12 protein-coding genes are annotated in these 13,694 nt (G+C 64.7%); all 12 read right to left on the reverse strand.

What is annotated here, in order from left to right:
* Positions 1 to 4: 4 nt before the first annotated feature.
* Genes CAG46_RS07080 through mraZ form a run of 12 tightly spaced genes read right to left on the reverse strand, consistent with a single transcriptional unit; the run spans position 5 to position 13,392 of the window.
* Positions 5 to 961, reverse strand: coding sequence for a D-alanine--D-alanine ligase (locus CAG46_RS07080; protein WP_015271707.1), 957 nt, complete (start codon positions 959 to 961; stop codon positions 5 to 7).
* A complete protein-coding gene (gene murC / locus CAG46_RS07085; RefSeq protein ID WP_013974110.1) occupies positions 958 to 2,406 on the reverse strand; it encodes a UDP-N-acetylmuramate--L-alanine ligase in 1,449 nt (482 codons plus the stop codon). Before murC ends, CAG46_RS07080 begins: the two co-directional genes overlap by 4 nt.
* Entirely contained in the window at positions 2,399 to 3,478 is a 1,080-nt protein-coding gene (gene murG / locus CAG46_RS07090; protein ID WP_085614294.1) for an undecaprenyldiphospho-muramoylpentapeptide beta-N-acetylglucosaminyltransferase, read from the reverse strand. Before murG ends, murC begins: the two co-directional genes overlap by 8 nt.
* On the reverse strand, positions 3,468 to 4,682 hold the full coding sequence (ftsW, locus tag CAG46_RS07095) for a putative lipid II flippase FtsW (protein ID WP_075046263.1): 1,215 nt from the start codon (positions 4,680 to 4,682) through the stop codon (positions 3,468 to 3,470). Before ftsW ends, murG begins: the two co-directional genes overlap by 11 nt.
* A complete protein-coding gene (gene murD, locus CAG46_RS07100) occupies positions 4,679 to 6,025 on the reverse strand; it encodes a UDP-N-acetylmuramoyl-L-alanine--D-glutamate ligase (RefSeq protein WP_039613069.1) in 1,347 nt (448 codons plus the stop codon). The genes ftsW and murD overlap by 4 nt, the downstream gene beginning before the upstream one ends.
* A 6-nt stretch (positions 6,026 to 6,031) precedes the next feature.
* Positions 6,032 to 7,114, reverse strand: a complete 1,083-nt coding sequence (gene mraY, locus CAG46_RS07105; protein WP_025340548.1) for a phospho-N-acetylmuramoyl-pentapeptide-transferase — start codon at positions 7,112 to 7,114, stop codon at positions 6,032 to 6,034.
* Entirely contained in the window at positions 7,114 to 8,481 is a 1,368-nt protein-coding gene (murF, locus tag CAG46_RS07110) for a UDP-N-acetylmuramoyl-tripeptide--D-alanyl-D-alanine ligase (RefSeq protein ID WP_085614295.1), read from the reverse strand. Before murF ends, mraY begins: the two co-directional genes overlap by 1 nt.
* A complete protein-coding gene (locus CAG46_RS07115) occupies positions 8,474 to 9,961 on the reverse strand; it encodes a UDP-N-acetylmuramoyl-L-alanyl-D-glutamate--2,6-diaminopimelate ligase (protein ID WP_085614375.1) in 1,488 nt (495 codons plus the stop codon). The genes murF and CAG46_RS07115 overlap by 8 nt, the downstream gene beginning before the upstream one ends.
* The gene (locus tag CAG46_RS07120) at positions 9,961 to 11,703 is read right to left on the reverse strand and encodes a penicillin-binding protein 2 (RefSeq protein ID WP_162276789.1); all 1,743 of its coding nucleotides are present in this window, start codon (positions 11,701 to 11,703) and stop codon (positions 9,961 to 9,963) included. Before CAG46_RS07120 ends, CAG46_RS07115 begins: the two co-directional genes overlap by 1 nt.
* The gene (ftsL, locus tag CAG46_RS07125; RefSeq protein WP_025340552.1) at positions 11,703 to 11,996 is read right to left on the reverse strand and encodes a cell division protein FtsL; all 294 of its coding nucleotides are present in this window, start codon (positions 11,994 to 11,996) and stop codon (positions 11,703 to 11,705) included. The genes CAG46_RS07120 and ftsL overlap by 1 nt, the downstream gene beginning before the upstream one ends.
* Positions 11,993 to 12,940, reverse strand: coding sequence for a 16S rRNA (cytosine(1402)-N(4))-methyltransferase RsmH (rsmH, locus tag CAG46_RS07130; RefSeq protein ID WP_085614296.1), 948 nt, complete (start codon positions 12,938 to 12,940; stop codon positions 11,993 to 11,995). Before rsmH ends, ftsL begins: the two co-directional genes overlap by 4 nt.
* On the reverse strand, positions 12,937 to 13,392 hold the full coding sequence (mraZ, locus tag CAG46_RS07135) for a division/cell wall cluster transcriptional repressor MraZ (RefSeq protein ID WP_004575120.1): 456 nt from the start codon (positions 13,390 to 13,392) through the stop codon (positions 12,937 to 12,939). The genes rsmH and mraZ overlap by 4 nt, the downstream gene beginning before the upstream one ends.
* Between the last annotated feature and the right edge of the window lie 302 nt (positions 13,393 to 13,694).

Genomic DNA, 13,694 nt, shown 5'->3' on the forward strand with positions numbered 1-13,694 from the left:
GTTGTTAACCTCGCGTCGCCACGCTTTCGGCCAGGATCGCCAGCACCAGTTGCTGGAAGTCCAGGCCGGCCGCGCGGGCCGCCATGGGCACCAGGCTATGGTCGGTCATGCCGGGTGCGGTGTTGACTTCGAGCAGCCAGAACCGGCCCTGCTCGTCCTGCATCACGTCCAGCCGCCCCCAGCCTTCGATGCCGATGGCATCGCAGGCACGTGCGGTCAGGTCGATCAGTTCCTGTTCCTTGACGCTGTCCAGGCCGCACGGAATGCGGTACTGGGTATCGTTGGCGATGTACTTGGCGTCGTAGTCGTAGAACACGTGCGGCGTACCCAGGGCGATCGGCGGCAGCACCTGGCCGCGCAATACCGCAACGGTGAACTCCGGCCCGTGGATCCACTGCTCCACCAGTACCTGGGAATCGTATCGGGCGGCATCCTGCCAGGCGGCGACCAGTTCCTGGGCGCTGTTCACCTTGGCCATGCCGATGCTGGAACCTTCATGGGCGGGTTTGACGATAAGCGGGAAGCCCAGTTCCGTGCTGGCCTGCAAACAATCGCTTTCGCTCGCCAGCACCGCATGGCGCGGGGTCGGAATACCCAGGCTCTGCCACACCTGCTTGGTGCGCAGCTTGTCCATCGCCAGTGCCGAGGCAAGGATGCCACTACCGGTGTAGGGGATGCCCAGGCACTCGAGCAGGCCTTGCATGCTGCCGTCTTCACCGCCACGACCGTGGAGGATGATGAAGGCGCGGTCGATCTTCTCGCTTTGCAGGCGGTCGAGCAGGTCGTCACCCACGTCGATGGCGACCACGTCGACACCGGCAGTGGTCAGCGCGTCGATCACTGCGGCACCGGACTTGAGCGACACTTCGCGCTCGGCGCTCTTGCCACCGTACAGCACCGCGACGCGGCCGAACGCCTTGACGTCCAGGGTCGAGTGCAGCTTGTCGTAGGCGCTGGTCATTTCGACTTCTCCTGCTTGGCGCCAGCGAACAGCGGGCTTTTCATCAATTGAGGGGCCAGGCCGCCGACATCACCGGCACCCTGGCAGATCAGGATGTCGCCAGCGCGCAGCAGTGGCTTGACCAGCGGCGCCAGGTCGACGCCACGCTCGATGTAGATCGGGTCCAGCTTGCCGCGCTGGCGGATGCTGTGGCACAGCTGGCGGCTGTCAGCGCCGGGGATCGGCTCTTCGCCGGCCGGGTAGACCTCCATCAGCAGCAGCACGTTGGCATCGCCCAGCACCTGGACGAAATCGTCGTACAGGTCGCGGGTACGGCTGTAGCGGTGCGGCTGGTAGACGATCACCAGGCGACGGCTTGGCCAACCGCCGCGCACGGCCTGGATCACCGCAGCCACTTCGGTCGGGTGGTGGCCGTAGTCGTCGACCAGCATCACGCTGCCGCCTTCGACCGGCAGTTCGCCGTACACCTGGAAGCGGCGGCCGACGCCCTGGAAGCCGGACAGGCCCTGGACGATGGCTTCGTCGGTGATGCCTTCGTCGGTGGCGATGGCGATGGTGGCCAAGGCGTTGAGCACGTTGTGGTTGCCGGGCATGTTCACCGACACCTCCAGCGGCTCGCGGTCGCGGCGCAGCACGGTGAAGTGGGTCTGCATGCCCATCTGGCGCACGTTGATGGCGCGGATGTCGGCCTCGTCGCTGAAGCCATAGGTCACGGTCGGGCGCTTGACCTGTGGCAGGATCTCGCGCACTACCGGGTCGTCCAGGCACATCACGGCCAGGCCGTAGAACGGCAGGTTGTGCAGGAACTCGACGAAGGTTTTCTTCAGTTTGTTGAAGTCACCTTCGTAGGTCGCCATGTGGTCGGCGTCGATGTTGGTGACCACGGCAACCATTGGCTGCAGGTGCAGGAAGCTGGCATCGCTCTCGTCAGCTTCGGCAATCAGGTAGCGGCTGGTACCCAGCTGGGCATTGGTGCCGGCCGCGGTCAGGCGGCCACCGATGACGAAGGTCGGGTCCAGGCCGCCAGCGGCGAACACCGAGGCCAGCAGGCTGGTAGTGGTGGTCTTGCCGTGGGTGCCGGCAACGGCCACGCCATGGCGATAGCGCATCAGCTCGGCGAGCATCTCGGCACGCGGCACCACCGGAATGCGCCGCTCGAGGGCGGTGGCGACTTCCGGGTTGGCCGGGTTGATGGCGCTGGACACCACCAGCACATCGGCGGTGGCGGCGTTCTCGGCGCGGTGGCCGACGAAGATCTCGGCGCCGAACGATTCCAGGCGTTCGGTGACCGGCGAGGCCTTCAGGTCGGAACCGGACACTTCATAGCCCAGGTTCAGCAACACTTCGGCAATGCCGCACATGCCCACGCCGCCGATACCGACGAAGTGGATACGGCGGATACGGCCCATCTTCGGCTGGGGCATGGCTTTCTGGCTCTCAACCATGGGCCACCTCCAGGCAGATATCGACCACGGTGCTGGTTGCGGCAGGTTTGGCCAGGCGCCGTGCGGTGCCTGCCATGACGTTGAGTTTCTCGGGTTGCATCAGCACCTCGTTCAGGCGTTCAGCGAGCTGCGCTGCGCCAGTTGTCGCTTGTGGCATCAGGAAGGCTGCGCCTTCCCGGGCCAGATATTGGGCGTTGTGGGTCTGGTGGTCGTCGATCGCATGGGGCAATGGCACCAGCATCGAAGGCAGGCCCGCTGCCGCCAGCTCGCTGACGGTCAGGGCGCCGGCCCGGCACACCACAATGTCGGCCCAGCCATAGGCTTGGGCCATGTCCTTGATGAAGGGCTCTACCTGAGCCTCGACACCCGCCTCGTGATAACGCTCGGCGGTGGCCGGCGCGTGTTGCTTGCCGGCCTGGTGGAATACCTCTGGCCGCAGTGCAGCGGGCACTTCGGACAGGGCCTTAGGCAACAATTTGTTCAATGGTTCCGCACCCAGGCTGCCGCCCATCACCAGCAGGCGCGCACGGCGCTCGGTCAGGGGCGCGCGCAGGGCGTCCATGAACAGTTCCGGGCGCACCGGGTTGCCGGTGGTGCGCAGTTTGTCGCTGGCCGCGAAGGTGGCCGGGAAGGCTTCGCAAACACGCGCAGCCAGCGGCAGCAGCAGGCGGTTGGTGGTACCGGCGCGGGCGTTCTGCTCGTGGATCACCAGCGGTACGCCGCACAGGCGTGCGGCCACGCCGCCGGGGCCAGTCACATAACCACCGAAGCCGACCACGCATACCGGCTTGAGCTCGCGCACGATACGCCGCGCCTGCAGCACGGCCTTGACCAGGGTGAACGGCGCCTTGAGCAACGACAGCTTGCTCTTGCCGCGCAGGCCACTGACCTGGATCAGGTGCAGCGGCAGGCCGGCCTGGGGCACCAGTTCGTTCTCGATGCCACGCGGGGTGCCCAGCCAGTGCACGCTGTAGCCGCGCGCCTGGAATTCACGGGCGCAGGCCAGGGCCGGGAACACGTGGCCCCCGGTGCCGCCCGCCATGATCAGTACGTTCTTGCCGTCAGCGGCCATGATTGGTCTCCTCGGCAAAATCGCTTTCGCTGAATTCGTGTTCCTCACTGCCCAGGTGCGTGCGGCTTTCCCACTCGATACGCAGCAACAGGCCCACACAGGCACAGCAGATCACCAGCGAACTGCCCCCGTAACTGAGGAACGGCAGGGTCAGGCCCTTGGTCGGCAGCAGGCCGACGTTCACACCGATGTTGATCAGGAACTGGCCGATCCACAGGAAGGCCAGGCCGAAGGCAACATAAGCGGCAAAGAACTGCTTGGCTTTTTCCGCCCACAGGCCGATATACAGGGCACGCACAGTCACGAATACGAACAGCGCGATAGTCAGCAGCGAGCCGACCACGCCGAGTTCTTCGGCCAGTACCGAGAACACGAAGTCGGTGTGCGCTTCAGGCAGGTAGAACTGCTTCTGCACGCTGTTGCCCAGGCCAACGCCCAGCCACTCGCCACGGCCGAAGGCAATCAGCGCCTGGGTCAGCTGGTAGCCCGAGCCGAACTGGTCGGACCACGGGTCGGTAAAGGTAATCAGGCGCGCCATCCGGTAAGGCTGCGCCTGTACCAGTACGAACACCGCGACCACCGCCAACACCACCATCAGGCTGAAGCGGAACAGCCCCACCCCGCCGAGGAACAGCATGGCCGCCGCCGCGCCCATCATCACCACGGTGGCGCCGAAGTCCGGCTCCATCAGCAGCAGGGCAGCCATGGGCAGCAGCACGATGAACGGCTTGAAGAAGCCCATCCAGGTTTCGCGTACCTCGGTCTGCCGGCGCACCAGGTAGCCGGCCAGATAGACGACCACGAACACCTTGGCAATTTCCGAAGGCTGCACGTTGAAGAAGCTGAAGCCGATCCAGCGCATGGAGCCGTTCACTTCGCGGCCGATACCCGGCACCAGCACCAGTACCAGCAGGCCGAAGGCACCCAGCAGCATCAGGAAGCCCATGCGTTGCCAGGTGGCGATCGGTACCAGCATGGTGGCGCCACAGGCGACCAGGCCGAGGAACACGTACACCAGGTGGCGGAACATGTGGTAAAGCGGGTTGCCCGACTGCACCGCAGCCACTTCCGAGGACGCCGAGGTGATCATCACCAGGCCCAGGCCCAGCAATGCCAGGCAGCCGGCGAGCATCGCGAAGTCCAGGTCGATGCCACGGCCGCTGATCAGCGGCGACGGATAGGGCTTGAGGATGCCGAAGATCATGCAAGGCCTCCCGCTGCCTGGGCGAACAGGCGCCCGCGTTCTTCGAAGTTCTTGAACATGTCGAGGCTGGCGCACGCCGGCGACAGCAGCACGGCATCACCCGCCTGGGCCAGTTCGGCGCATTGCTGCACGGCGTCGTCGAGGGTCTTGACGCGGACCAGTTGCACGCCATCGCCCAGGGCTTCGGCCAGCCGCTCGGCATCACGGCCAAGCAGTACCACGGCACGGCAGAAGCGCTTGACCGGCTCGCGCAGCGCGGCGAAGTCGGCGCCCTTGCCATCGCCACCGGCGATCAGCACCAGCTTGCCTTCGATGTCGGCACCCAGGCCTTCGATGGCGGCCAGGGCAGCACCGACGTTGGTGGCCTTGGAATCGTCGTACCAGTTAACGCCGTTGCGCTCGCGCACCCACTGGCAACGGTGGGCCAGGCCGCCGAACTCGCGCAGTGCCTCGAGCATCGGTTCGAACGGCAGGCCGGCAGCATGCCCCAGGGCCAGTGCCGCCAGGGCGTTGCTCTGGTTGTGGGCGCCGCGAATCTTCAGCTCACGCGCCGGCATCAGTGCCTGGAATTCGAAAGCCAGGTATTTCTCGCCGTCCACTTCGCGCAGGCCGAAGGCCTTGAAATCCGGCTGGTTGAGGCCGAAGGTCCAGCATGGGCGGCCTTCCACCGGCAGCGGCCGGCTCAGGGCGTCCTGGCGGTTGACCACGACCTGGCGGGCACCACGGAAGATCCGGTGCTTGGCCAGGTGATAGGCCGGCAGGCCGCTGTAGCGGTCCATGTGGTCTTCGCTGATGTTCAGCACGGTGGCCACTTCGGCGTTGAGCTGGTCGGTGGTTTCCAGCTGGAAGCTGGACAGTTCCAGCACGTACAGCTCGACGTCATCGGCCAGCAGGTCCAGCGCCGGGGTACCGAGGTTGCCGCCCACCGCCACGCGCTTGCCCGCCTTGGCGGCCATTTCGCCGACCAGGGTGGTGACGGTGCTCTTGGCGTTGGAGCCGCTGATGGCAATGATCGGGGCCTTGGCGTGGCGGGCGAACAGTTCGATGTCACCGGACAGCTTCACGCCACGCGCGGCCGCCTGCTGCAGGGCCGGGGTGGCCAGGGCCAGGCCGGGGCTGACGTACAGCTCGTTGGCGCGGCACAGGAAGTCCACGTCCAGCTCACCACAGCGCACTTCCACCTGCGGGTAATCACGGCGCAGGGTGTCCAGTTCCGGCGGTTGCTCGCGGGTGTCGGCGACCGCAAAGGCAATGCCCCGGCTCGCCAGGAAGCGAACCAGGGACATGCCGCTCTTGCCGAGGCCGACAACGATGCGGAATTGGTCGGAAGCGATCAGGGACACGCTCATCTACCTCAGTTTCAGGGTTGCAAGGCCGACCAGCACCAGGATCACGGTGATGATCCAGAAGCGGACGATCACCCGTGGCTCTGGCCAGCCCTTGAGTTCAAAGTGGTGGTGGATCGGCGCCATGCGGAACACGCGCTTGCCGGTCAGCTTGAAGGAGGCAACCTGGATCACCACCGACAGGGTTTCCATGACGAACACGCCGCCCATGATGAACAGCACGATTTCCTGGCGGACGATCACGGCGATGGTGCCCAGCGCGGCGCCCAGCGCCAGCGCGCCGACGTCACCCATGAAGACCTGCGCCGGGTAGGTGTTGAACCACAGGAAGCCCAGGCCGGCACCGATCAGCGCGCCGCAGAACACGATCAGCTCGCCCGAGCCCGGCACGTAGGGGATCAGCAGGTATTCGGCGAACTTCACGTTGCCCGACAGGTAGCAGAAGATGCCCAGGGCACCGCCGACCATCACCGTCGGCATGATCGCCAGGCCGTCGAGGCCGTCGGTGAGGTTGACCGCGTTGCTCGAACCGACAATGACGAAGTAGGTCAGCACGACGAAGCCGATGCCCAGCGGAATGGTGACATCCTTGATGAACGGCAGGATCAGCGTGGTTTCGACGCTGGTCGGCGCGGTCTTGTACAGGAAGATGGCGGCAGCCAGGCCGAACACCGACTGCCAGAAGTACTTCCAGCGGCTTGGCAGGCCACGCGAGTTCTTTTCGATCACCTTGCGGTAGTCGTCGACCCAGCCGATGGCACCGAATGCCAGGGTAACGATCAGCACCACCCACACGTAGCGGTTGGTCAGGTCGGCCCACAGCAGGGTGCTGACGGCGATGGCGGACAGGATCAGCGCCCCACCCATGGTCGGGGTGCCGGACTTGGACAGGTGCGATTGCGGGCCGTCGTTACGCACGGCCTGGCCGATCTGGCGGATTTGCAGGGTACGGATCATCCACGGCCCCAGCCACAGCGCCAGGGACAACGCGGTCAGCACACCCAGAATCCCGCGCAGGGACAGGTACTGGAAGACCGCGAAGCCTTTGTGGAACTGTTGCAGATACTCGGCCAACAGCAGCAGCATTAATGTTTCTCCCCGCTGGCACCGCACAATGCCGCCACGACGTTTTCCATCGCAGCGCTGCGCGAGCCCTTGATCAAGATAGTGGTGTCGCTGGCATTCTCGGCGCCAACCGCGTCGATCAGCTCAGCTTGAGTAGCGAAATGGCGGCCATTGGCGCCGAACGCCTTGACCGCGTGTGTCATGTTGGAACCCACTGCGTACAGGGCGTTGACCTTGCCACGCGCGTAGTCACCCACCTGACGGTGGCCTTCTTCCGCCCATTGCCCCAGTTCGCCGATATCTCCAAGCACCAGGACGGTGCGTCCGGAAAAGCCGGCGAGTATATCAATGGCCGCGCACATGGAGGTGGGATTTGCGTTGTAACTGTCGTCGATCACGCGCACACCGTTCGGCGCGATCTGCGCCACGGTACGGCCCTTGACCGGCTGCACGGCAGCCAGGCCGGCGGCGATGCCGCTCAGGCTCAGACCAACGGCATGGGCAGCGGCGGCGGCGGCCAGGGCGTTGCTGACGTTGTGCTCACCAAGCACATTGAGTTGCACGTCTACCACGTCACCAGCGCCGTGCAGCTTGAACGACGGGCAACCACGGGCATCACGACCGATGTCCGTGGCATGGAAATCGGCCTTTGCATTGCTGCGGGCGAAGCTGAAGACCTTGTGCGCGCCGGCGCGTGCCTTCCAGATATCAAAGGCCTTGTCGTCCAGGTTGAGGATGGCGATACCGCCCTCGCCCAGGCCTTCGAGGATCTCGCCCTTGGCTTCGACGATCTTTTCCGGGCCGCCGAACTCGCCAACGTGGGCGGTACCGGCGTTGTTGATGATGACCACCTGGGGCTGGGTCAGGCCGACGGTGTAGCGGATCTCGCCAATGCGCGAGGCGCCCAGTTCGATTACCGCGGCACTGTGCTCGGGGGCGATCTCCAGCAGGGTCAGCGGCGCGCCGAGGTCGTTGTTCAGGTTGCCGCGGGTGGCGTGCACCAGGCCACGGGTGCGCAGGATGCTGGCCAGCATCTCCTTGACCGTGGTCTTGCCGCTGGAACCGGTGATGGCCACCACCGGTTTGTCGAAGGGAGCACGGTTCAGCGCGCCAAGCTGGCCGAGGGCCAGGCGGCAATCGGCGACCAGCAGCTGCGGCAGGTCGACATCGGCTACTTCACGCTCGACCAGGGCCGCGACAGCGCCTTTGGCCTTCACATCGGCCAGGTAGTCGTGGCCATCGAAGCGCGGGCCGGCCAGGGCGACGAACAGTTGCCCGGCGCCAACACTGCGGCTGTCGATGCTGACGCCGGTGAAGGTGGCGTCGGCACCGATTTGTTGACCACTCAGTGCTGTGGTCAGCTGGCTGAGTGACATCGGCTTAAGCATGTGGAGCCTCCCAGGCTGCAAGTGCCTTTTCGGCCTCGGTCAAATCGGAGAAATCATGGCGCTCGCCATTGATCTCCTGGTAATCCTCGTGCCCCTTGCCGGCCAGCACGATCACATCGTCGGCAGCGGCAGTGGCGATCAGGTGTGCGATGGCTTCGCCACGACCGGCAACGAACTCGACCTCGGCAGCACTGGCGAAACCGGGGCGGATGTCATCGAAAATGCGCAGCGGGTCTTCAGTACGCGGGTTGTCGTCGGTGACCAGCACGCGGTCTGCCAGGCGTTCGGCCACTTCGGCCATCAGCGGACGCTTGCCGCGGTCTCGGTCGCCGCCGCAGCCGAACAGGCACAGCAGCTTGCCGTGCGCGTGCGGGCGCAGGGCTTCGAGCACTTTCTCCAGGGCGTCCGGGGTGTGTGCGTAGTCGACCACCACCAGCGGCTTGTCGCCCCCGCCCAGGCGCTGCATGCGGCCGATCGGCCCCTGCAGCTGCGGGGTGACCTCGAGGATTTCGTCCAGCGCATAGTCCAGCGCCAACAGGGTCGCCACGGCGGCGAGCATGTTGCTCAGGTTGAAGCGGCCCAGCAACTGGCTGCGCAGGGTACGTTCGCCCTGGGCGGTGACCAGGGTGGCGCGCACGCCATCGTCATTGAACACGGCTTCGCGGCAGAACAGCGAGGCCTCCGGCTTCTCCAGGCTGTAGCTGAGCAACCGGGTCTCGATATGGTCGACACTCGGGCGGCGGGCAAAATCGGCGGCCAGGCGACGGCCGAAGTCGTCATCCAGGTTGACCACCTGGCAGCGCAGGCTCGGCCAGGCGAACAGCTTGGCCTTGGCGGCCTCGTAGGCCTCCATGCTGCCGTGATAGTCCAGGTGGTCGCGGGACAGGTTGGTCATGACCGCGATGTCGAATTCCAGCGCGGCGACCCGGCCCTGCTCCAGGGCGTGGGAGGAAACCTCCATGGCCACGGCCTTGGCGCCACCTTTCTTGAGGTCGTTGAGGGTCGACTGCACGGCGATCGGGTCGGGCGTGGTCAGGCGGCCACTCTGCAGCTCACCATAGAAGCCGGTACCCAGGGTGCCGATCAGGCCGCAACGCTGGCCAAGCAAGTCCAGCGCCTGGGCCACCAGCTGGGTGACGCTGGTCTTGCCGTTGGTACCGGTCACACCCACCAGGTTCAGCTGGCGGCTCGGTTCGCCATAGAAGCGCCCTGCGATATCCGAAAGCTGGGCGATCAGGCCCTTGACCGGGATGAGTGGCGCGTCGGTGATTGGCAGGACGTTCGCGCCCTGCTCTTCATAGGCCACGGCGGCAGCGCCACGCGCCAGGGCATCGGCGATATGCTCGCGGCCATCGACCTTGGCGCCCGGCACGGCCAGGAACAGATCGCCCGGGCGCACATTGCGGCTGTCCAGGGTCAGTTCACGGATCAGCGGGTCACGGCTGGCGTGAGCGAAAAGCTTGCTCAATGGCATTGTCATCATCCACGCCCTCCCTTGGCGGTTGCTGCTGCATTGACTTGCGATTGTTCGACGGGTGCTGGCGGCGGCAGGTTGTCTGGCGGCACGTTCATCAGGCGCAGGGTGCCGGACATGACCTTGCTGAACACCGGCGCCGAAACCAGGCCGCCGAAGTAGCCGCCCTTGCCTGGTTCGTCGATGACCACGACGATGGCGTAGCGCGGGTCGCTCATCGGACCGAAGCCAGCGAACAGCGAGCGGTAGGCGTTTTCGGTGTAGCCCTTGGAGCCCACGGTGGCTTTACGCGCGGTACCGGACTTGCCGGCCACGTGGTAGAACGGCACCTGGGCGCGGAACACGCCGCGCGGTGCTTCAATCACCTGCTGCAGCATGCCCTGAACGGTTTCGGCGGTTTCCTTCGGAATGGCCTGCACGGCTTCCGGGGCCTTGTCGACCTTGAGGATCGACAGCGGCACCATCTTGCCGTCGTTGGCCAGCGCCGCGTAGGCATGCACCAGTTGCAGGGCGGTGACCGACACGCCATAGCCATAGGACAGGGTCGCGGTCTCTGCCTTGCGCCACTCGCGGTGGTTGGGCAGGTTGCCGACGCGCTCGCCGGGGAAGCCAAGGCCGGTGTACTGGCCCAGGCCGACCTGGGACATGACCCGGTAGATGGCCTCGCCGCCGATGTCGAAGGCGATCTTGCTCATGCCGACGTTACTGGAGTTGATCAGGATGCCGGTCAGGTCGAGGATCGGGCCCTCGCTCCTGGACACGTCCTTGATGGTGTAGCGGCCGATCTGCAGGCTGCCCGGGTACACCTCGACCTTGTCGGTCGGCTTCCAGCGGCCACTTTCCAGTGCCGCGCTCATGGAGATCGGCTTGACCGTGGAGCCCGGCTCGAACACGTCGATGATCGCGCGGTTACGCATGGCGGCCGGGAACATGCTGCGGCGGTTGTTGGGGTTGTAGGTCGGCTGGTTGACCATGGCCAGGACCTCACCGGTCTTGACGTCCATGATCACCAGGCTGCCGGCCTTGGCGTCCTGTTCGGCAATGGCGTTGCGCAGCTCGCGGGTAGCCAGGTACTGCAGGCGCAGGTCTATCGACAACGCCAAGGTCTTCCCGGCCTTGGCGTTTTTGGTTACCTGAATGTCCTTGATCAGCCGGCCGCGCCGGTCCTTGATCACCTGCCGTTTGCCGGGTACGCCGGCCAGCCACTCGTCATAGGCCAGTTCCACCCCTTCGCGACCGTGGTCGTCGAGGTCGGTGAAGCCGACCATGTGCGCGGTGACATCACCGGCCGGGTAGAAGCGGCGGAATTCTTCCAGGCCGTAAACGCCCGGCACTTTCAGGTCGAGTACATGCTGGCCCTGCTCCGGGGTAAGGCCGCGGACCAGATAGATGAACTCTTTGCTGGCCTGCTGGGTCAGGCGCTCAGTCAGTTGCTGCGGGTTCTGCCCCAGCGCTGCCGCCAGCTGTGGCCAGCGGTCCTTGGAGGCCTGCATTTCCTTGGGGTTGGCCCACAGGGTGGTGACCGGGGTACTGACCGCCAGCGGTTCACCGTTACGGTCGGTGATCAGGCCGCGGTGAGCCGGGATAGGGATGTGACGCAGGCTGCGCGCATCGCCCTGGCCCTTGAGGAAGTCACGGTCGACCACCTGCAGGTCGATGATGCGCCAGCAGATGGCACCGACCATCAGCGCCAGCAAGCCGATCACCACGCGGAAGCGCCATGGGTAGAGTGCGCCTTCGAGCTTCATCATGGCGCCACCATCCGTACTTCGTCAGCCGAAGGTACGCGCATCTTCAGTTGCTCGGAAGCCAGGTTTTCGATGCGGCTGGCGGCGGTCCAGGTGCTTTGCTCGAGGATCAGCCGGCCCCACTCGGCCTGGGCCTTGTCGCGTTCGTTCAACTCGCCGTACAGGGTGTTGAGCAACTGACGGTTCCAGTGCGCGCTGTAGGACACGGCGATGGCCGAAATCAGCACGGCAACGAACAGCAGAAGCATCAGGAAGCTTCCGCCTGGCAAGGGTTTGGCAAACAGCCTGCTCACCGCAGCTTCTCCGCCACCCGCATCACGGCGCTGCGCGCCCGCGGGTTGGCCTTGAGCTCGGCTTCGGAGGCGAACTGGGCCTTGCCGATGAGCTTGATTTTCGGCTCGAAGGCCTTGTGCTGAACCGGCAGGTTGCGTGGCAGGTTGTCGGCCTCGCCCTTGACCAGCTTGCGCATGAACAGCTTGACGATACGGTCTTCCAGCGAGTGGAAACTGATGACTGCCAGGCGACCGCCGACTTCAAGCGCTTCGAGCGCTGCCTCCAGACCGCTCTCTAGGTCGCCCAGTTCGTTGTTGACGTGGATGCGCAGGCCCTGGAAGGCACGGGTAGCCGGGTTCTTGCCCTTTTCCCAAGCCGGGTTGGCCACCTTGAGCACTTCCGCCAGATCGGCGGTACGGGTGAACGGCTGCTTTTCGCGGCGCTCCACCACAGCACGCGCCATGCGCCCGGCAAAGCGCTCCTCGCCGTATTCCTTGAATACGCGGGCGATCTCTTCCACCGGCGCAGTGGCGATGAACTCGGCGGCGCTGATGCCCTGGTCCGGGTTCATGCGCATGTCCAGCGGGCCATCATTGAGGAAGCTGAAGCCACGCTCGGGGTCATCCAGCTGCGGCGAGGAAACGCCCAGGTCCAGCAATACGCCGCTGACCTTGCCATCCAGGCCGCGCTCGGCCACTTCCGCGCCCAGCTCGGCAAAGCTGCGCTGCACAATGACAAAGCGGCCGTCTTCGGCCGCCAGCGCTTGCCCCGTGGCAATCGCCTGTGGATCTTTGTCGAAACCCAGCAGCCGCCCTTGCGGCCCGAGCTTGCTGAGAATCAGCCGGCTGTGCCCGCCACGGCCGAAAGTGCCGTCCAGATAGCAACCGTCGGCGCGCAAGGCCAATGCCTCGACAGCTTCGTCGAGCAGGACGGTAATGTGGTTGAAGCCGCTATCTATGGTCACAGGATCAGGTCACGCAATTCGTCGGGCATGGCGCCCGGTTGTTGAATAGCTGCAAGGTCGGCTGCCGAAACCGCGTTCCAGGCATCTTCATCCCACAGCTGGAATTTGTTCAGTTGCCCCACCAGCATCGCCTTCTTGTCGAGCTTGGCGTACTCACGCAGACGGGGCGGTACCAGGAAACGCCCGCTGCCATCGAGCTCCAGGTCAACCGCATTACCGATCAGCAAACGCTGCAGGCGGCGGTTTTCCTCACGCAACGATGGCAAGGCACGCAACTTGGCTTCTATCTGTTCCCACTCATCGAGGGGATAAACACACAAGCAGGGGTCAACGGCGTCGATGGTCACGATCAGTTGACCATTGCAACGCGAATCGAGCTCGTCACGGTACCGGCTCGGCATGGCGAGACGGCCCTTGGCATCGAGGCTGACGGCGTTGGCTCCGCGGAACACGGCTGCGATTCCCCACAATGTTAGCTTTTTTGTGCCAGAAAACCCACTTCATCCCACTTTCTGCCACTTGCGCACACTATAGGAATCCGCCCGCAGCACCGTCAAGGCACGTTCGGAAGGAAAAGCCTTACAGGACCGAGATTTAGCGCAATAAAGGAATGCGGAAGGACTACCGAGGAGAAAAAAACACGAGAAAAATCAAACCCACGCAGGCGAATGGAGTTCGAAGTTAAAGTGATTTATTAAGAGTAAGATTTTTTCGGTATTACCAGAGGGCATCTGCTATCGAATAAAGCAGGGAG

This window comes from Pseudomonas sp. B23(2017) (genome assembly GCF_002113725.1).
GTDB lineage: Bacteria > Pseudomonadota > Gammaproteobacteria > Pseudomonadales > Pseudomonadaceae > Aquipseudomonas > Aquipseudomonas putida_Z.

Excerpts from the sequence above, each read along its gene's own strand:
- murF (WP_085614295.1), bottom strand. The coding sequence starts at position 8,481 with ATGCTTAAGCCGATGTCACTCAGCCAGCTGACCACAGCACTGAGTGGT.
- CAG46_RS07080 (WP_015271707.1), bottom strand. The coding sequence starts at position 961 with ATGACCAGCGCCTACGACAAGCTGCACTCGACCCTGGACGTCAAGGCG.
- CAG46_RS07115 (WP_085614375.1), bottom strand. The coding sequence starts at position 9,961 with ATGACAATGCCATTGAGCAAGCTTTTCGCTCACGCCAGCCGTGACCCG.
- CAG46_RS07120 (WP_162276789.1), bottom strand. The coding sequence starts at position 11,703 with ATGAAGCTCGAAGGCGCACTCTACCCATGGCGCTTCCGCGTGGTGATC.
- murC (WP_013974110.1), bottom strand. The coding sequence starts at position 2,406 with ATGGTTGAGAGCCAGAAAGCCATGCCCCAGCCGAAGATGGGCCGTATC.
- ftsW (WP_075046263.1), bottom strand. The coding sequence starts at position 4,682 with ATGATCTTCGGCATCCTCAAGCCCTATCCGTCGCCGCTGATCAGCGGC.
- mraY (WP_025340548.1), bottom strand. The coding sequence starts at position 7,114 with ATGCTGCTGCTGTTGGCCGAGTATCTGCAACAGTTCCACAAAGGCTTC.
- murG (WP_085614294.1), bottom strand. The coding sequence starts at position 3,478 with ATGGCCGCTGACGGCAAGAACGTACTGATCATGGCGGGCGGCACCGGG.